Source organism: Massilioclostridium coli (assembly GCF_900095865.1).
Lineage (GTDB): Bacteria > Bacillota > Clostridia > Oscillospirales > Ruminococcaceae > Massilioclostridium > Massilioclostridium facile.
In genome coordinates, this window is the sequence record NZ_FMIZ01000005.1 from 151,599 (window position 1) to 170,702 (window position 19,104).

General features: G+C 37.9%; 18 protein-coding genes. 9 read left to right on the forward strand and 9 right to left on the reverse strand.

Going from position 1 to position 19,104, the window contains the following annotated elements:
* Positions 1-132 precede the first annotated feature (132 nt).
* The gene (locus BQ2683_RS01230) at positions 133-1,116 is read left to right on the forward strand and encodes an AraC family transcriptional regulator (protein ID WP_069986909.1); all 984 of its coding nucleotides are present in this window, start codon (positions 133-135) and stop codon (positions 1,114-1,116) included.
* Positions 1,117-1,357: 241 nt separating this feature from the next.
* Here the strand turns inward: BQ2683_RS01230 and BQ2683_RS12790 are convergent, their stop codons facing one another.
* The 8 genes from BQ2683_RS12790 to BQ2683_RS01265 all read right to left on the reverse strand — a co-directional run bounded on the left by BQ2683_RS12790 (position 1,358) and on the right by BQ2683_RS01265 (position 8,948).
* Positions 1,358-1,720: a DUF2752 domain-containing protein gene (locus tag BQ2683_RS12790; RefSeq protein ID WP_076939102.1), complete on the reverse strand. Its 363-nt coding sequence runs from the start codon at positions 1,718-1,720 to the stop codon at positions 1,358-1,360.
* Positions 1,707-2,216: a DUF4234 domain-containing protein gene (locus BQ2683_RS01235; RefSeq protein WP_069986910.1), complete on the reverse strand. Its 510-nt coding sequence runs from the start codon at positions 2,214-2,216 to the stop codon at positions 1,707-1,709. Before BQ2683_RS01235 ends, BQ2683_RS12790 begins: the two co-directional genes overlap by 14 nt.
* Positions 2,217-2,334: 118 nt before the next feature.
* Entirely contained in the window at positions 2,335-2,850 is a 516-nt protein-coding gene (locus BQ2683_RS01240; protein ID WP_069986911.1) for a heme-degrading domain-containing protein, read from the reverse strand.
* A gap of 284 nt (positions 2,851-3,134) precedes the next feature.
* Positions 3,135-4,106: a P1 family peptidase gene (locus BQ2683_RS01245; protein ID WP_069986912.1), complete on the reverse strand. Its 972-nt coding sequence runs from the start codon at positions 4,104-4,106 to the stop codon at positions 3,135-3,137.
* A gap of 91 nt (positions 4,107-4,197) precedes the next feature.
* Positions 4,198-4,596, reverse strand: a complete 399-nt coding sequence (gene rpsI, locus BQ2683_RS01250) for a 30S ribosomal protein S9 (protein ID WP_069986913.1) — start codon at positions 4,594-4,596, stop codon at positions 4,198-4,200.
* 24 nt (positions 4,597-4,620) lie between these two features.
* Positions 4,621-5,049 carry a 50S ribosomal protein L13 gene (gene rplM, locus BQ2683_RS01255; RefSeq protein WP_069986914.1) on the reverse strand — a complete coding sequence of 143 codons (429 nt, stop codon included), beginning with the start codon at positions 5,047-5,049 and terminating at the stop codon, positions 4,621-4,623.
* Between the two features lie 300 nt (positions 5,050-5,349).
* Positions 5,350-6,771 (reverse strand): spore germination protein, encoded by a 1,422-nt coding sequence (locus BQ2683_RS01260; protein ID WP_069986915.1) that lies wholly within the window; start codon positions 6,769-6,771, stop codon positions 5,350-5,352.
* 407 nt (positions 6,772-7,178) lie between these two features.
* Positions 7,179-8,948: an LTA synthase family protein gene (locus BQ2683_RS01265; RefSeq protein ID WP_159427340.1), complete on the reverse strand. Its 1,770-nt coding sequence runs from the start codon at positions 8,946-8,948 to the stop codon at positions 7,179-7,181.
* 598 nt (positions 8,949-9,546) lie between these two features.
* Between BQ2683_RS01265 and typA the strand changes: the two genes are divergently transcribed.
* From typA to BQ2683_RS01285, 4 genes are all read left to right on the forward strand, one after another.
* Positions 9,547-11,361 carry a translational GTPase TypA gene (typA, locus tag BQ2683_RS01270; protein WP_069986917.1) on the forward strand — a complete coding sequence of 605 codons (1,815 nt, stop codon included), beginning with the start codon at positions 9,547-9,549 and terminating at the stop codon, positions 11,359-11,361.
* A gap of 69 nt (positions 11,362-11,430) precedes the next feature.
* Positions 11,431-12,150: a tRNA1(Val) (adenine(37)-N6)-methyltransferase gene (locus BQ2683_RS01275; RefSeq protein WP_069986918.1), complete on the forward strand. Its 720-nt coding sequence runs from the start codon at positions 11,431-11,433 to the stop codon at positions 12,148-12,150.
* Positions 12,150-12,980, forward strand: a complete 831-nt coding sequence (gene rsmI / locus BQ2683_RS01280) for a 16S rRNA (cytidine(1402)-2'-O)-methyltransferase (RefSeq protein ID WP_069986919.1) — start codon at positions 12,150-12,152, stop codon at positions 12,978-12,980. Before BQ2683_RS01275 ends, rsmI begins: the two co-directional genes overlap by 1 nt.
* Positions 12,981-13,041: 61 nt before the next feature.
* Positions 13,042-13,476, forward strand: coding sequence for a PPC domain-containing DNA-binding protein (locus tag BQ2683_RS01285; protein ID WP_069986920.1), 435 nt, complete (start codon positions 13,042-13,044; stop codon positions 13,474-13,476).
* A 588-nt stretch (positions 13,477-14,064) separates the two neighbouring features.
* On the opposite strand, the gene pyk is transcribed toward BQ2683_RS01285, so the two are convergent.
* Entirely contained in the window at positions 14,065-15,825 is a 1,761-nt protein-coding gene (pyk, locus tag BQ2683_RS01290) for a pyruvate kinase (protein ID WP_069986921.1), read from the reverse strand.
* 257 nt (positions 15,826-16,082) lie between these two features.
* Here pyk and BQ2683_RS01295 point away from each other — a divergent pair, with 257 nt between their 5' ends.
* The 4 genes from BQ2683_RS01295 to BQ2683_RS01310 all read left to right on the forward strand — a co-directional run bounded on the left by BQ2683_RS01295 (position 16,083) and on the right by BQ2683_RS01310 (position 19,035).
* Complete coding sequence (locus BQ2683_RS01295) at positions 16,083-16,844, forward strand: ABC transporter ATP-binding protein (RefSeq protein ID WP_141720166.1); 762 nt, start codon at positions 16,083-16,085, stop codon at positions 16,842-16,844.
* Positions 16,834-17,649 (forward strand): ABC transporter permease, encoded by an 816-nt coding sequence (locus BQ2683_RS01300; RefSeq protein WP_235843874.1) that lies wholly within the window; start codon positions 16,834-16,836, stop codon positions 17,647-17,649. The genes BQ2683_RS01295 and BQ2683_RS01300 overlap by 11 nt, the downstream gene beginning before the upstream one ends.
* An 83-nt stretch (positions 17,650-17,732) precedes the next feature.
* Entirely contained in the window at positions 17,733-18,734 is a 1,002-nt protein-coding gene (locus tag BQ2683_RS01305; RefSeq protein ID WP_069986924.1) for an ABC transporter substrate-binding protein, read from the forward strand.
* Between the two features lie 85 nt (positions 18,735-18,819).
* Entirely contained in the window at positions 18,820-19,035 is a 216-nt protein-coding gene (locus tag BQ2683_RS01310) for a hypothetical protein (RefSeq protein WP_069986925.1), read from the forward strand.
* The last annotated feature ends 69 nt before the right edge of the window (positions 19,036-19,104 follow it).

Below are 19,104 nucleotides of genomic sequence, written 5' to 3' on the forward strand. Positions count from 1 at the left end.
TTAAAAGGAATCCATCCAATAAACAATAACCTGTTGCTACAGGATTCGTAACATAATCTAACATCAACTAATTAAAATGTTGAAATATAGGAAATGATTTAGTATAATATATACAAAAGGGAGGGGATAGGTATGGAACAGAAAAAATTTTTTGAATTAGTCCAAAGGAATTTTAATCATAAATTAAACTCCTCCGATGATACGGGGAATTCTAGTAGAGCTGGATGGGATAACGAAGTCCAAAAACAGGGATACTATATCCTTACAAAAGGAAACTGGTTTCGCCATGCACATATTGCAGTTAATTTCCATATCAATATACCAATTGCTTTAGCCCCACATCGACATGATTTTTTTGAGATTGTGTATGTATACCAAGGAGAAATTACCAACAAGATAGATGGAAAACTGATTGAGATGCACCAAGGGGATATTTGTCTGCTCAATGCCAATGCCATCCATCAAATTGGAAAAATGCAAGAACAAACAATTGTATTAAATATTTTGATTGAAAAAAGCCTGTTTGAAAATGCTTTTTTCTATGTGCTAAATGGGAATGAACTTATTTTTAATTTTTTTGCCAATTCCTTGTATAAAAAGAATCAGGAGCAGAATTATATGCTGTTTCCGCTTATGATGTATCAACATACAGACGCTTTGGAGATGTTACAAAAAATTATAGCAGAATCTTTTACCAAACAAAGTAATTATCAAACCGCAACAGAACTCACGATAATACTATTATTTTTAGAATTAACAAGGGCCTACCGTTCCTATCAGGAACGGGAAAGCGCTAGGGAATTAAATGGCCCCGATATTTCCCAAATTGTCCAATATATTGGAGAGCATTATCAGGATGTTACAGTAGAGTCTACCGCAAAGCAGTTTAACTACCACCCCAATTCTTTATCCAGAATATTAAAAAAATATACAGGCAGTACATTTTCTGATATTATCCAAAAATTCCGTATCAATGCGGCAAAGGATTATTTGGAACATACTACGATGTCCATTGATGAGATTGTATCTTTGGTAGGATATGCGAATAAAAGCTATTTTTATCGGATTTTTCGGGAGGAAACAGGAATGTCTCCGGCAGAGTTCCGAAAAAAATAGTGTACCTATTGTTTTATTATTGGAATCGATAAGAATGGACAGGGCATTAAACAGAAACTGAATTCATTTATAATCATAAATTTCTATATAAAATAAAAGCAGGCGAAGACATTACAACGCCTGCTTTTTATAGTTTTTTGTTAAACTTTATCAGAAAAAAAGGTTTAAAATACAGGAAAAGAAACGCAATAATTACATATTGTAATGTGGTGCTTTTCCATATTGAAGTTATATCGTATAATTATGGGGATAGAACATTGCGTAGTATTCCGAAAACAATTAACGCAATACTATACAATAAGAGTAAAATCTGATTCCATTTTGGCAAAGTCTTATTGTTACAGCATTGAACAAAATAGAGAATCAGTTCTACTATAAGCAGAGGACCAGTGATAAATAAAAACTGATTTGCTTGATAAGCACCAACCAAATCCCCTTGGGACAGATGTAGGATTAATCTGGTAATACCGCAACCTGGACAAAAAAGTCCAGTGACGGTGTGGAAGAAACAGGGGATTGCGGTCCCAGTAAGCTGTATCCATACCAAGTACAGGAACCCAATACAGATGAAGCCTACCATTGGTTTTATTTTATATCTGTCCATGAATTCTTTTGTTAATCGTATCTTGGATTAGAATAAAGTTGACAATGCCCAAACCAAAAAGGGATAGTATCAAAAATACAATATGAAATGTAGGGGCCTGCCTTTTGATACAATCCACTTTTTCGCCAGCCCGATAAGACCAGTAAATAAAATAAATATTACAGGTTACTAAAGTCAATAATAAAACCATTCCACCGGAAAAGGCATTCCTATCCCCAGTAAGATCATTAAGGTCATTGTTCAATACAACGAGCCAGTAAAATGGATAAATACCGCATGTAATAATGGAAAGAATAATGCACATTACAATATTTCTTTCTTTAAAGCATCGGTGTGGACCATTATTTGTAGTGGTATATGGATTATATGGCATGGAAGGATCTTGTGGAGGTGGTGGAGGTTGGTGTGTTGATACCATTGGGAGTGGATTTCCACAATTTAGGCAAAACTGCATACTGTCATCGCAGGCAGCACCACATCGTTTACAATATATCATCTTTTTCTCCTCGCAAATCTGCTCAATTAAGATAGCATTATTATATCGTATTTTATAAAGTGATGTCAATTGGAATCAAATCAGAAAAAGCCCGCATGACCATGCGGGCTGAGGTTTTTTATTCATAAGATAATGTTAAGTCCAGATCAGGCACATCTTCCATTTTGAGCCATTCTTTTAGACCTTTTACGATGAAGTCATGGTCTAATTGATGTGGAAAATTGGATACTGTCAATACTGCAACGATTTCACCTGTTTTCAGGCGGATTGGAAAACCGCCTCCACACAGTACATAATCAGAATCACTTAAACCATGGGTACTGATTTTTTCTCCAGTGAGGAAGGAGGATGCCCATGCCCCTAAAGAGCTTCTTTCCATTAAACATACGGTGTTGAATTTTCGGTTCATCCAGTTTTGGTTGTTCTGGTTGGTATTCCCTACAGCATGATAAAATACCATAGTACCGTTTAATTTGCGGATGGCTACTGCAAGGGACTCATTACTTTCATATACTTTGTTCACTAAAAAACAGCCTAAATCCCAAGCGTCTTTGTTGGAGAAATGGGGAAATACCAGCATTTCTTCCTGCTTTAAAATGGTCTCATTTATTTTGGTGTAATTTTGTTTGTCCATCGTCACAACCTCCTAAATAAACTTCTGTTTTTTTAAGCAACAACAGCTTATACAACTATTATAACATTTTTGTGCAAAAACTGCTATTATGATTCCAAAAATATTTTTTATGTTTTTAGAAAAAAGAATTGAAGAATTTTTTATAGAAATATCAAAATGCCTTTCATTGAATAGCCAATTTTATATTTTTGTCGTGATGAAGTATGTCAGTGTATCGAAACAAATAGTAGCTTATTCACTTATGGTATAAGATAAGCTTGATATCAGTGATAATAGGAATATAGTTACTTTGACAACATAGTTTGTGCTGATTTTAGACCATACGCTGGTTCCGCGGAAAGGGCGGCACGGTTAACAGCGCGTGCCATTATTTCAGTAGCCATTGTATTGAATGCATCAGGGGATACTTCTATTTTTCCATTTGCCATAACAAATATAGTATCGCCATCCGCTGTGGAGTGTGCTGGACAGATGGTTTGTGCAAAGGCGTTATGCACAATGCTTGCCGCCTTATTACACTGGCATTTATCCAATTTCGCATTAGTAATTACACAGCCAATTGTTGTATTGCCATTCCATAGGTTTCTGTTTTGTTCTATTTCTTGGTAGAGACACTTCTTAGTATCCGCAAAACCAGTATGGTCTTGATTCAAAAGCCCTGCCAGAATTCTTCCAGTATCGTAATCAACTACATCACCTAAGGCATTAACAGCGACAATAGCCGCACATTTTACATTACCAATTTGTGCGGCATAGATTCCTAGCCCGCATTTCATCATATCTGCAGTGTTATGCAGCTTCCCTACAGTTGCTCCAGTACCTGCTCCAACATTCCCTTGCTCTGGCTCAGGATTTATATATGCGTTTTTGCAGGCTTCATACCCCATTTTTTTATCCGGTCTACTATGAAAGTTAACCAGTTCCAAATCAAATAGGGAAGCTCCACAAACAATGGGAACACGACCGATTCCTACATCAAAACCAACGCCTTTTTCCTCCAAAAATTGCATTGCTCCATCTCCTGCTTCCAGACCAAATGCGCTTCCACCTGAAAGCATTACACAGTGGATTTGCTGCACTGTATTTATTGGTTTCAGCAACTCTGTTTCCCTGGAAGCTGGGCTACCACCACGAACATCTACTCCTGCCCATGCACCATCTTCACAAATAATAGCCGTACAGCCTGTTGCGTTGGCTTTATCCTGTGCGTGGCCAATTTGAAAGCCTGGAATCTCGGATATTTTAATTTCTTTCAACGGTAGTCCTCCTTTTAATAAGCCATTTGTATATTACAAAAAACCTCCCAGGGTATTCTGGGAGGTTTGATCAGTTTTTAATAAAATAAAACTAACGTTTCGAGAACTGTGGAGCTCTACGAGCAGCTTTAAGACCGTATTTCTTACGTTCTTTCATTCTTGGGTCACGGGTCAAGAAGCCTGCTTTTTTCAGAATTGGACGCAATTCTGGATCAAACAGCAACAGTGCACGGGAGATGCCGTGACGGATTGCACCAGCCTGGCCAGTTACACCGCCGCCTGCCACGTTACAAACAATATCAAATTTACCGTTTGTATTGGTTAATTCCAATGGTTGACGAACGATTAATTTTAATGTTTCCAGACCAAAGTATTCATCAATATCACGGTTGTTGATAGTGATTTTACCTGTACCCTGGTATACACGAACTCTAGCTACAGAACTTTTTCTTCTGCCTGTACCGTAAAAATATGGTTTAGATTCATACATAATAAGTGTGCCTCCTTCCTTTCATTAAAACTCGAGGTTTTCTGGTTTCTGAGCATCGTGGGAATGGTCAGCACCTTTGTAAGTTCTTAAACGACGAGCAGCTTGTCTTCCGATTACAGTGTCAGGAAGCATACCTTCGATAGCAAGTGTCATTGCTTTTTCTGGGTTGGTTTTCATTAAAGTATCGTATTTGATTTCTTTTAAATTACCAATCCAGCCTGTGTGCCATCTATAATATTTATTTTGCAGTTTGTTACCAGTCAGAACAGCTTCTGCGCAGTTGATAACAATAACGTGGTCACCACAATCTACATGAGGAGTAAAAGTTGGTTTATGTTTACCACGAAGAATAGCAGCAGCTTTAGCAGCCACACGACCCAGTGGTTTGCCTGCTGCGTCAATTACATACCATTTACGGCTTACTTCATTCGCCTTTGCCATATAAGTTGACATGGTTGTTACCTCCATTTAAAATACAAAACTAAAAAAGCCCGATCAGCTTTTTCTCACCTAACCTATTATATCTAGATCAAAATGGTTTGTCAACACCTTTTTTTGAGAATTTTAATTTATATTTTTTTATCTCTTATTTTCGATTGTTTTCTTTTATTATCTCTCGTTTTCTAAATATCTATTTTTAAAAAATAAAAATAGGAATTTTGATGAAAATCAAAATGGAGTTTATTTAATAGAAAATAAAAGATAATACAAACGTATTTTAAAATAATAGAAAAAAACCGCTGATTTTAACAATCAACGGCCTTTTTTGGTGGAGTGGTTTTTGATGTTCATACGAAATAGATGGCGTTTTAGCACCTGCCAATTAAATGGAACCAAAGGATATAAATAGCATTTTCCTGTGACAGTTTTGTTGCACACCAATACAATTAATAGGAATAGTACCCCAGCGACAAATCCCCATATTCCAAATGCTCCGGTAACAATTAAAAGAAGGATACGGAAGAACTTCAACGCATATCCCAATTCAAATCCTGGTTGGGAGAAATTTGCCAATGTGACAAACGCTTGGTAGAGTAGCGCCTGAGGAGAGAACCATCCAGACTGTACTGCATAGTCTCCAACAATAATCGCCGCAATGATACTAAGGGGAGTTGCAAGCATATTTGGAGTATTTAAAGATGCCAGCTGTAAACCGTCAATGGCAACTTCTAACATTAAAAGCTGTAGCAGTAAAGGGACGGAGATATCCTCGGTAATTAAAATAAATTTTAACCATTCCGGAACAATATCTGGGTATTGGGTCAATAAAATCCAGACAGGTGTTAAGAAAATAGCTACAAATAAAACGGCAAATCGGCTCAATCTTAGATAAGCGCCTGTTAATGGGGGAAAATAATAGTCGTTAGCTTCCTCCATTAAATGAAAAATAGTAGAGGGAAGAATGATGGCGGAAGGGGAGTTGTCCACTAAAATAGCAATGTCTCCTTCTAATATTTGGGCGGCTGTGGTATCAGGACGTTCGGTAAATTTTACTTTCGGGAAGGGGTTATACCATTTTCTTTTTAATAATACTTCTACTAAACTTTCCTGATTCATGGTCAAGGATTCCACATCTGCTGATTTTAGTTTTTGTACAATCTGATTTAGCAGTGTTTGGGATACTTTATTGTTCATATAACAGATGGAAACATCAGTATGAGAAATTGTACCGATTGATAGATGTTGCATACAAAGTTCTGGAGAACGGATGCGTCGCCGGATTAATGCGGCATTCAGCACCAGTGTTTCTACAAAACCATCATGGGAGCCACGGAACACCTTGTCTTTTTCCGGCTCTGAAGTAGTCCTTTGTGGGTAGGTTCTGGCATCAATTAAAACTGCCCGGTCAAACCCATCCAACATCATCACAATTTGTCCAGAAAGTAGTGCAACAAATAGTTTATCAAGGTCATCTTCCAATCCAATTTCCCCATAGGAAATACAGGATTTTGAAAAAGTATAAGCATCTGTCAGTAATTTTTGATCTTGTATTTTAAAAAAGGCGTCCATCATTTTTGTCATGATTTCATCTTTCGCAAATCCATCTACAAAAAAGAAACAAGCCGTTTTATCCATAATCTTTATGGTGCGATACACAATATCAAAATTTTTATCACAGTGTAGCTGTTCTTGAAACGTTTTGATGTTTTGATCTATGTTTGTACTGATTTTCATACAGCATCCTCGTTTCTGTAAAAGTTATAGTACACTATTACTATGTGCTATTTTTTTGGAATCATGCAAAAACAAGGTAAAACTGTGATAAAAATGAAAAAGGGATGTTCTATATTCTGTTTGTTTGACATAACAATATGTTAAGCAAAATAGTTGGGAGGCTGATTCTTGTTAGGACAATACCATATTTTCCGATGGCTAATTGGTTTGTTTCGGAGAAAATAATAGGATCTTTCTTTACAAAGACAATCGTTTCATAAAATAGTGGCTTTAAAAGCAGCTAAAATGAAAAAAGCTTGTAGAATTTTCTACAAGCTTTTTCTTTTATCTCATTTTATCGAATAAGACCACGAAGTGCATTCTAATGAAAACAAAATTCATATAGAGGTGCCGTATTAGTCAGAAGGTTAAGGATTATTTACAAAATCCCTAGAATAAATTTTTCCTAATACACGGTCATAGGTTAAATCGTCCAACACCTTATTGTTCTCTATTTCTACTGAATAATTGCTAGAGTAAACCGGTGTTGTCTGCATCTGGTCCAACATTGTGGAGATAAACGGCGTTTGTTCCCCACCGGTTAGCTGGACAATTAAATGAGGCAGGTAAAAGGCAGAAACAGTCTGTTCTACATTCCTAGATGCACCATAATTATTCCAAATAACAAACGGCTGTTGATACAGGACATAGGCATTTTCTGTGCTAATATCCGCTAAATCATAGGAATCTGAGCTATCAGTAAAATAAGGATAATGGTCTCCCACAAATAACACAATAGTTGGCTCATCCAATTGTTTTAACTGTTCCATTAGCATAGCCAAGGCCTGGTCTGTCTGCTGAATCCCCGCCATATAATATTCAAATTCTGTCATACCAGAATCCAAATTATAGGGCTGGTGGTTTTGCATCGTAGAAGTATAAACATAGGCAGGCTGTTCGCTCTGTTTTAAGCAGGAAATAATTTCATTAAAATCGCTTTTATCATCAATGTATTGGCGAAATTTTGTTGTATCTGTCTTAAAATCATCTTGAAAACGGAGTTCATCAAAGTTGTAGTTGTTATAAATCTGATCCCTATCATAAAAGCTATTGAGGAATGGGTGAATATAGGTGGTGGAATATCCTTGCGATTTATAATAATCCGCAAAGGTAGGCTGGGAAGTTTCCCGTTCTGGCAGCATCTTTTGTGGAGAAGTACTGTCATTTAAACTTTTCATTGGCAGCCCAAACATCAATTCAAATTCGGTTCTCACGGTAGTGTTACCAAAGGTAGGAACAACACAGTTTCCGCAAATACCTTCTTTTGCAAACTGGTCAAAGTTCTGATAATATTCATCCAAGTTTGGTATACCATCTAATCTGCGGAAATCCGCAAAGGATTCTGACATAATCATAACAACATTCGGCTTCTGGTCGGAAACTGCCGGTTTAGCTGGCTGTAGTTCCTTTCGGATTTCATTTTCAGAATAGCTTTCTGGTTCTTCCGGAGAGTTGAGAATCTGTTCCGTAGAGGTTTGTGCTAAATATGCGATCAAATTATTCTTTTTAAATTTATCGTCACATTCATAGTTGTTGGAAGCTTCCTCATTATCCAGTGCAAATGCGGAATATACAAAATTGGAAACGGGAGTAGCTACAATAATGCTGACTGTTAATACACAACTTACAGCTGTAACTAAACGTTTCAGCGGTTTTTGGGCAAAACGAATTCTGGGATTAAACCAGAAGATGACTGCAAAATATGTGATAAAAATCAAAATATCTATGATAAAATAAGCGTTTAATTGTACTCCGGCAAACTTCATTAGTTGAGAAGTGTTCCCCGCCATAAATAAATCGGTTAGTACAAAATGAGAACCACTGGATTGGTATTTATAATATTCCACGAACGAAATAATAAACAAAAATAATCCCGGAACAAAAGTAGCAATAAAACCACTTTTGACAAGGCACAATACTGTTAAAATGACAGCACCTAATAACAAAGTATCAAACAAAATAACAGAAAAATCATGGACAATAAACCCAATTAATGCTCCAAAGTCCTGTAGATGATTAAATTCACACAGCAGGATTAGAAATAAAGGCGATGTCCAAAGAAATACCTGGTTTAATTTGTAGTATTTTGTTGTGTTTTCTTTTCGTTGTAAACGGAACCTTTTGACTACTTGCTTCACGGTTTGCACCGTCCTTTCTCCGGTTCGGATACAGTTAAAAAAGTTTGATGATTTTAGCCAAACGTTCATATTCGCTTTATCATCTTCGTATTTGATTCATCAGTAGATAGGTACCATAGTTTATAAAATGTGCTTTATACTTTAAAGTATATTGCAAAATTCAACTCTATTTTATCTAGTATAATGAATAAATAAAAAGATACAAGTAAGTTTTTATGAAAAAATAGAGAACATATGTGAAATTAGATAATTTGTGTATATAAAGTATAAATAATTATGATTTATTAGATAAATTGCTTATATGTGTTTTTATTTTATGCCATATGTTATTTGAATAGCAAATTTATTTTTTGTAGGAACTCCCAAAAATAAGGTAAAAAAACTATCAATATGATCAATTTCTAAATCATTGTGAACCACTTATTTGGGTATTTCCCTATCTTGATTCTGGTTTTGAGGTATGATAAGATATTATAGGATTATTAGAAAAATGATAGTAAATAGGATGTTAACAGAAAAAATTCTTTTTTTGTTGGAAAAACATTGGAATAGAAGGAAAATTGCGGTTCCTTCTCAATAGCTGACGGGAGGCTTTTTTGTGATAAGAAATGATTTGAGAAACATTGCGATTGTTGCCCACGTAGACCATGGTAAAACCACCCTGGTAGATGAAATGCTAAAGCAGGGCGGCGCTTACCGTGAAAACCAGGTAGTGGAAGAAAGGGTAATGGACTCGAACGACCTGGAACGGGAACGTGGTATTACCATTTTATCAAAAAACACTGCTGTATATTATAAAGATACCAAAATTAATATTATTGATACCCCTGGACATGCCGATTTTGGCGGTGAAGTAGAGCGTGTATTAAAGATGGTAGACGGGGTTATTCTGTTAGTTGACGCTGCGGAAGGCCCTATGCCGCAAACACGTTTTGTGACCCAGAAAGCTTTGGAACTGGGGTTAAAAATTATAGTAGTAGTAAATAAAATTGACCGTCCAGACGCCCGCCTGGATGAAATCCCAGATGAAGTATTGGAATTATTGTTGGATTTAGATGCTTCTGAGGAACAATTGGAAAGCCCAATTTTGTTCTGCTCTGGACGTTCCGGTACTGCTTCCCTCTCCCAATACGAGGAAGGAAAAGATTTAACCCCATTATTTGAAACAATTTTGAATCATATTGACCCTCCTTCCGGAGATGAAACCAAAGATACCCAGGTATTGGTTTCTGCCATTGATTACAATGAATATGTAGGTCGTATTGCTATTGGTAAAGTGGAAAGCGGTGTTGTAAAACAAGGGGAAGATGTTACCGTTTGCGATTATCACGAAAGCAAAGACCCATACCGTGGCAAGATTGTAAACTTATATCAGATTGACGCATTTGGTAGAACTCCTATTAAAGAAGCAACTGTAGGGGATATTGTTTGTTTTTCCGGTATCGAAAAAATTACAATTGGGGATACTATTTGTAAATTGGGGAATGTAGACCCATTGCCATTTGTAAAAATCAGCGAACCTACGGTAGAAATGACTTTTGGCGTAAACGATAGCCCATTTGCGGGGCAGGAAGGTAAGTTTGTCACCTCCCGCCAGATTCGGGAACGGCTGCAAAAAGAACTGTTAAAAGATGTTTCTTTGCGTGTTTCGGACACAGATTCCACCGAAAAATTCAATGTATGTGGACGTGGAGAAATGCACCTGTCCATTTTAATTGAAAATATGCGTCGTGAAGGATTTGAACTCTCGGTAAGTACTCCTAGAGTTCTGTTTAAAGAAATTGACGGCAAAAAATGCGAACCAATTGAACGGGTAGTAATTGATGTTCCAGAAGAATCTCTGGGTTCTGTTATGGAAAAAATGGGCCAGAGAAAAGGAGAACTGGTTCAGATGGCTCCACAAGGTAGTCGTATGCGGGTTGAGTTTTTAATTCCATCTCGTGGGTTGTTTGGTTATCGAAATGAATTCCTTACCGATACCAAAGGCGAAGGGATTATGAACACCATTTTCGATAGTTATCAGCCTTTTAAAGGAGAAATTCCAACCCGTTCCACCGGAAGTTTGGTTTCCTACGAAACAGGTACCGCTGTTACCTATGGTTTGTACAATGCCCAGGAAAGAGGAACTCTGTTTATTGGTGCCCAGACCCCTGTTTATGAAGGGATGGTTGTTGGTTGTTCTCCAAAACAGGAAGATCTGGTAGTAAATGTTTGTAAGAAAAAACAGCTTACCAACACCCGTGCTAGCGGGTCAGATGATGCTTTGCGCTTAACTCCACCACGTGTGATGAGTTTGGAAGAATCTTTGGAATTTTTGGCGGAAGACGAGCTCTTGGAAGTAACACCAGAATCTTTGCGTATTAGAAAACGCATTCTAAGTAATGTACAACGCGCAAAACAAAGAAATAAATAATAAAAAAATTGGGCTGCTGCCATGTTGATGCAAATCAAATCGCAGCGCCCTTTGTATTTAGAGGAAACGATGTTTGAATATCAGCTAGAACGGTTAAATCAGAATATTGTAGTATGCGTTACCCCAGAGCACAAATTCGGTACAGATGCTTTTTTGTTGGCAAACTTTGCTTCCCCAAGGCGGAAAGATTTGGTCTGTGATTTGGGGACAGGCTGTGGGATCATTCCATTCATTTGGTGTAAACGCCATAAGCCAAAGGAAATTTGGGGGGTGGAAATTCAGCCTCAGGGGATTGAGCAGTTCCAAATTGGACTGGATCATTCCACTGTGGAACCAGTAATCCATCCAGTTTGTGGGGATTTAAAGCAACTATCTGGTATGCCATTCGGACAGTTTGACCTGGTAACCTGTAACCCACCTTATTTTTCGAATGGGGCTGGATTCTTAAGCGAAATGTCTGCGGAACAGGTGGCACGCCATGAAACAAGGTGTACCATACTGGATGTTTGCCAATCGGCGGCAAAACTGTTAAAATATGGAGGGAAGCTCTGTATTTGTCAACGTCCGGAACGCTTGGCGGATACCATTTGCAGCATGCGGGAAGCTGGTTTAGAGCCAAAACGACTACGGATGGTGGCAAAATATCCGGATTCTACACCATGGCTGTTTTTGTTGGAAGGCAAAAAAGGAAGCAAGCCGTTTTTACAAGTCATGCCGACATTAGGAATTTATGAAGGGGAAGAATTTTCCCAGGAAATGCAGAAAATTTATGATTGGGAGGCAGAGTAGTGGCAGGTATCTTGTATGTTGTTGGAACGCCAATTGGGAATTTATCCGATTTTTCACCTAGGGCAGTGGAAACACTGCAGCAGGTGGATTTTATCGCTGCGGAAGATACCCGGGTAACTTTAAAGTTACTCAACCATTTTGGCATTAAAAAACCGATGGTCAGCTATTATGAACATAATCTTCGCCAGCGTGGGGAGCAGATTATCCAGCGCATTTTAGCTGGAGAAAATTGCGCGATTGTTTCGGATGCCGGAATGCCTTGTATTTCTGACCCTGGAGAGGATCTAGTAAGGCTGTGCGCAGAATATCAGATTGAGACTAGGGTAGTACCTGGGCCAAGCGCAGTGATTTCTGCTTTATGTGTCAGCGGACTGGTGACATCCCGTTTTTCCTTTGAAGGGTTTTTAAGCACCAACAAACGGAGTCGCCTGGAACATCTCACTTCCATCCGGAAGGATACCCATACCTTGATTTTTTATGAAGCGCCTCATAAACTGCTTTCTACCCTAAAAGATCTTTATGAAACGTTGGGGGACCGAAAAATCTCTCTGGTGAAAGAGATTACCAAACTACATGAATCAGTCAACCGGACAACATTGGCACAAGCGGTGCAATATTACACGGAAAATACGCCAAAAGGGGAATTTGTGCTTGTGCTGGAAGGGGCTGTTATTGCGGAAAACAATGAGGAAGAAATGACATTAGAACAGGCAGTACAACTGGCAAAAGAACTGATGGAGCAAGGGCACCGTCCAAGTGATGCGGCAAAAGAGGCGGCAAAACTGACCCAGTTCAAAAAAGCCGAGATTTATAAACAATTAATTGATTAATTGTGGAAAAACAGTTTGGTTTTTAGAGGTAACTGTTGAAAAATAATTAGGAGGTAGTGTTATGGAGTATCGTAAATGTGGAACTACTTATGTAGTGCGGTTAGATGTTGAGGATGAAATCGTGGAATCCTTACAGCGACTTTGTGAAGATGAAAAAATTGATTTAGCTCAGGTTTCTGGGATTGGGGCATTAAAACAGGCAGAAATTGGAGTGTTTGATACCACGACAAAGCAATATCATAGCAATACTTATACTGGCGTTTACGAGATTGGAAATTTAACCGGAAATATTTCTACCATGAATGGGGTACCATACTTTCACCTGCACATTACTATCGGCAATATTAACCACCATGAGTGTTACAGCGGGCATTTAAACAAAGGTGTGGTTGGTGCCACAGCCGAATTATTTGTTAACGTCATTGACGGAAAAATCGACCGGGAATTCAGTCCAGAAGTGGGATTAAATATTATCCGATTTGTTGATGAGAATTAGTAGCCAACTAGGAAAGGGCTTTGTTTCTGAGATAATTTTTTTGAATTTTGCAATGATAACCATCAAGATTTTGATGGTTTATCTAGAGACTCTAAGTTAATAAAAACGGATTTTTACTTGTTATAGGTAGTAAAAGAAATTTTTTACTTCTTTTCCGTAGATAGTGTATTTACTTTTTTATTGTTGTTTTTTGCCAATTGTATTACTGTATTACGATATATTGCAAAAAGGCTGGTCCTATAGGAACCAGCCTTTTGTATAAGAGAGAAAATAGAATCAATAGTAACTTTCAAGAAGTTGTTCCGGTGTTCTTTAGCATATCGATATCTGTAAGATATTAAAAGATAAAATAAGTAAAAATTCGGATGATGTATTATTATAAAGATGATTAGAAAATATTTGTTATGAAAAATAACTTCTCTTCTTAATAGGGATATCAATGATTGTTTCGGTTTTCAGGACAGGAGCTATTTTGGAAAAATTTTTAGTAAAAAATATTATGTGACATTATCCCAATACCGAAAATCTATACAAAAAAACGTGGAATCATAATCGATTCCACGTTTTTTATTAAATAATAAATCAAAATTAGTGTTGATGAGTGCTGCTGATAATACCGCGTTCCGCATCCATCTGTACGGTAATACCATGTTTTAACACTTTCGTAGCATCGTGTGCGCCAATGATAACTGGAATATCCAAAGCTAAACCAGCAATTGCCGCATGGGAGTTCAATCCGTCCTGTTCTACAATAATACCAGAAGCATCTCGGATTACATCAATTAAAGTATTATCTGTTTGAGGAATTACCAAGATATCGCCCTTTTTAAATTTTTTCTTTGCTTCTTCCGCATTACGGCATACACAAAGATTGCCACACATGTTACCGTGGGAAATTCCTGTACCAGAAATCAATACATTTCCCACTACATGGACTTTAATCATATTAGTAGTACCGGAAATACCCAGAGGAATACCAGCTGTGATTACAACCAGATCTCCACTGGAAAGATAGCCGGCCTCGGTTGCAACATCTACTACATGGTCAAACAGCTCGTCCGTTGTATCTTTTTCCTGTAAAAATACAGGATAAACACCCCAGGAAAGGTTCATCTGGCGGTATACTCTTGGATCTGTAGATCCACCAATAATTGGAACATTAGGGCGGAACTTGCTAATTTCTCTTGCGGTCATACCGGATTTTGTCACTGTAATAATCGCAGTCGCCAATAGGTTGTGGGCTGTTGTAACGGTAGCTTTGGAAATTGCGTTTGTAACATTTGTTGTTTCTTCTTCGCTGGTAGCTTCTCTTGTTGCAAACCGTTTTTTATAGTGGATATTTGTTTCGGTTTCTTCTGCGATTCTCGTCATTGCTTTTAAGGCTTCGACTGGATATTTACCAGCAGCTGTTTCACCAGAAAGCATAATGGCACTGGTACCATCATAGATAGCGTTTGCCACGTCACTGGTTTCCGCTCTGGTTGGGCGTGGATTTTGCATCATGCTGTCCAGCATTTGGGTTGCTGTAATCACCTGTTTCCCAGCTCGGTAAGCTTTTTTAATTAACATTTTCTGAATAGGTGGAAGCTGTTCAAAGGGAATTTCTACTCCCATATCGCCACGGGCAACCATAATACCGTCTACTAGGCGCAAAATTTCATCAATATTCTCCACACCTTCCCGGTTTTCAATTTTTGCGATAATCTTCATCCAGTGGCAGTTGTGCTTATTAAGAATGCTGCGGATATCCATAATATCCTGGGCAGAACGGGTAAAAGAAGCCGCAATAAAATCAAACCCGGTTTCAATCCCAAATACAATGTCGGATTCGTCCTTCTCACTTACATAAGGAAGTGAAAGGCTAATGTCAGGGACATTGATACTCTTACGATCAGAGATTTTTCCACCATTTACAACAGTACAGACAATCTTTTCATTATCAAAAGAAGTTACTTTTAGTTCAATTAAACCATCATCAATTAAAATTCTTGTTCCTAAGGCAATATCTTTTGGAAGGTCTTGGTAGGTAATGGAAACACCGGTTTCATCTCCGATACGCTCTTTGGTGTAAAGGGTAAAAGTGTTTCCTTCTTTTAAAATAGCTTTGCCATCTTTTAAGGTATGGATACGGATTTCAGGACCTTTGGTATCCAATAAAGTTGCAATGGGAAGCCCTAATTCCTCACGCATATTCACAATTTTGTCAAAACGCTGTTTGTGTTCTTCGTGAGTCTGGTGAGAAAAGTTAAAACGCGCTACGTTCATACCAGAGAGCATTAATTGACGCAATACTTTATCGTCATCGGTTGCTGGGCCTAAAGTGCAGATGATCTTTGTTTTTCGTAGCATAGTGAAATCAACCTCCAAAATATCGGAATAGCAGTATAGCGCTACTACCATCTTAATCAATATACGACCAAACATTGATTACAATGATGAGGTCGTTTATTCTTTTAAATTATACTATAGACAATTTCAAATTACAAGCGTGATGATGCAAAGATTGCATAAATTTATTACAATTTATTTGTTTAATCTCCACTATTAATGCACAGGATAAAAACAATTTTCATATGATACAAAAGATAGGAATTGAGGTGAGACCATTGCAGGAATTTGTGAAAATTAAAAATATAATAGAACAATATCAAGCAGATAATGGCGAAGTACTGGCACTGGATGGGGTAAGCCTTTCGGTAGCGCAAGGGGAGTTGGTCAGTATTGTCGGCCCTAGCGGCTGCGGAAAATCCACCTTGCTTTCCATCGTGGCAGGATTGGAACAGCCAACCCACGGCAGTATTGAGGTAAATGGGAAGGAAATTACAAGAGTATCTTCCCAAATCGCTTATATGCTGCAAGATGATAACCTGTTAGAGTGGCGGTCGATCTATAAAAATATATTATTAGGTCTTGAAATACAAAAAAAGAAAACACCGGAAAATATTGCTTATGTTAACCAGCTAATTGATAATTATGGATTAGGGGAGTTTAAGCAAAAATATCCATCACAGCTTTCTGGCGGAATGAGGCAGAGGGCTGCTCTAATTCGTACTTTAGCAATTAAACCGGAGTTGCTTTTATTGGATGAAGCTTTTTCCGCACTGGATTATCAAACTAGGTTGCAGGTAACAGATGACGTCCGTCAGATCCTACGGAAAGAAGGGAAAACCACAATAATGGTTACCCATGATATTCCAGAGGCAATCAGTATGTCTGACCGGGTAGTAGTATTATCTGCACGTCCTGGTAAAGTCAAAGCAGTGCATACTCTGGATTTTGGGGAGGATTTAAAACCGTTAGAACGGCGGAAGCAGCCAAAGTTCAGCGAATATTTCAATGAGATTTGGGGTGAGTTGGTTGAAAAATGAATCAAATCAGCTTTCGGCTGAACGCCAAAACTATCTCAAACGGAAAAAGCGGAACCGTAATCTGGTTAGGGTGACACAACTGGGCATTTTGGTTGTATTAATTGCCCTTTGGGAGATTCTAGCGGATATTGGCGTTATCGATAGCTTTATTATGAGTAGCCCTTCCCGTATTTTAAAAACATTTGGTAACTTATCTAATAATGGAATTTTAACTCATTTAGGGGTTACTTTATATGAGACATTAACGGGATTCTTTTTAGGGGTTATTTTGGGGATCATCATTGCGATTATTCTATGGTGGTCTAAATTTTTATCCAAAGTAAGTGAGCCATTTTTGGTGGTATTAAATAGTTTACCCAAAATTGCGTTGGGGCCAGTTATTATCATTTGGGTAGGGGCAGGAACAGGTGCAATTGTTTTTATGGCAGTAGCGATTTCGTTAATTGTTACTGTACTGGAAATGCTCAATGGGTTCCGCAGTACCAACCCAGAGATGATACGGATGGCGCAGAGTTTTTCCGCTAGTAAAGCGCAGATTTTTACTAAAATTGTATTTCCATCCAATCTGCATACCTTGTTTAACTCATTAAAAGTAAATATAGGGCTATCCCTAGTTGGGGTAATTGCAGGAGAATTTTTAGTATCCAAAGCGGGGCTTGGTTATTTAATTGTATATGGCGGCCAGGTCTTTAAATTGGATTTGGTTATGGCAAGTGTCATTATTCTTGCGATAGTAGCGGCAGTTTTATACGAAGTTGTTGTGTTAGGTGAAAAATTGGTGAACCATTTTGTAAGCCATCACTAAAATAGAATAGGAATCTAGGATTCTATTATGCGGCAAGAAATTCCCCCAGCGGGGTTTCATTTTATTTTTTCAGGAGGGACAGTATGCGTTATTGGAAGAAAATACTTAGTGTTCTATTGGCTGGTATTATGTGTTGCCTGGTAGCGGCAGGATGCTCTAGTGAAAAAGAGGAAGGTTTGACAAAATTAAATGTTTGTGAAGTAACCCATTCGTTGTTTTACGCTCCCCAATATGTTGCTATTTCGGAAGGATTTTTTGCGGAAGAAGGCTTGGAGCTAGAATTGAGCAATGGTGGTGGAGCAGATAAAGTTATGGCTGCGATTCTGTCAGGGGATATGGATATTGGGTTGGCAGGCCCAGAGGCAAGTATTTATGTATATAATGAAGGAAAAGAGGATCATCCACAAGTATTTGCCCAATTGACCAAACGGGATGGCTCTTTTTTGGTAGCAAAAGAGGATATACAGGATTTTACATGGGATGATATTAAAGGAAAAACAGTGATTCCAGGTAGAAAAGGTGGAGTGCCTTACATGACATTGGAATATATTATTAAAGAAAATGGAATTGACCCAGCAACTGAGACTACTTTAGACGACAGCATCCAGTTTGATTTAATGGCTGGGGCGTTCTCCAGTGGTACAGCGGACTTTGTTACTTTATTTGAGCCTACTGCATCTATGATTGAACAGGAAGGTAAAGGACATATTGTATGTTCTATTGGTACAGAGAGCGGTGAAATCCCTTATACCGCTTACTGTGCGAAACAGAGTTATATGGAAGAAAACCCTGAGATTATTCAAGGATTTACCAATGCAGTGGCAAAAGGGCAGCAATGGGTAAAGGAACATACCGCAGAAGAAATTGCGGAGTCCATTGTGGATTTCTTCCCAGATACAGATGTAGAAACTTTATCAAGAGGTTTACAAAGCTATATTGATGCGGATGCTTGGAATGCTACCCCTGTTATGAAAAAAGAAGCTTTCCAACGTTTGCAAGATGTTATGATTTCCGCAGGGGAACTATCTGAATATGTTCCATTTGAGGAAATTATCAACAACAGCTATGCGGAAAAAGTAAACTAAGCAGCCATTTGTTCAAAATTAGCAAGAAAAAAGTTACAATTGGTATTTTTGCGGCTGCATAGGATAAAGGGAAGGAGTGTGAAAGATGAAATTTACCTTTGATATGACAGTAGGGCAATTACTGGAAAATCCAAAATCCCGTTCGGTTTTTGAGAAGTATACTCCACAACTTGTGCATCATCCTATGATTGGAATGGTAAAACATTTTAAACTAAAAGATTTGATGCAGTATGCTAGAAAAGCAAATATTTCTCAAGAAACTGTGAAAAAAATCCAAACGGAATTGGAATCTTTGTCCTAGTAAAAAATAGGCTATCCTGAAAGGATAGCCTATTTTTACTGTTGTTTTAGGTTGTTTTTTCCTCTATTT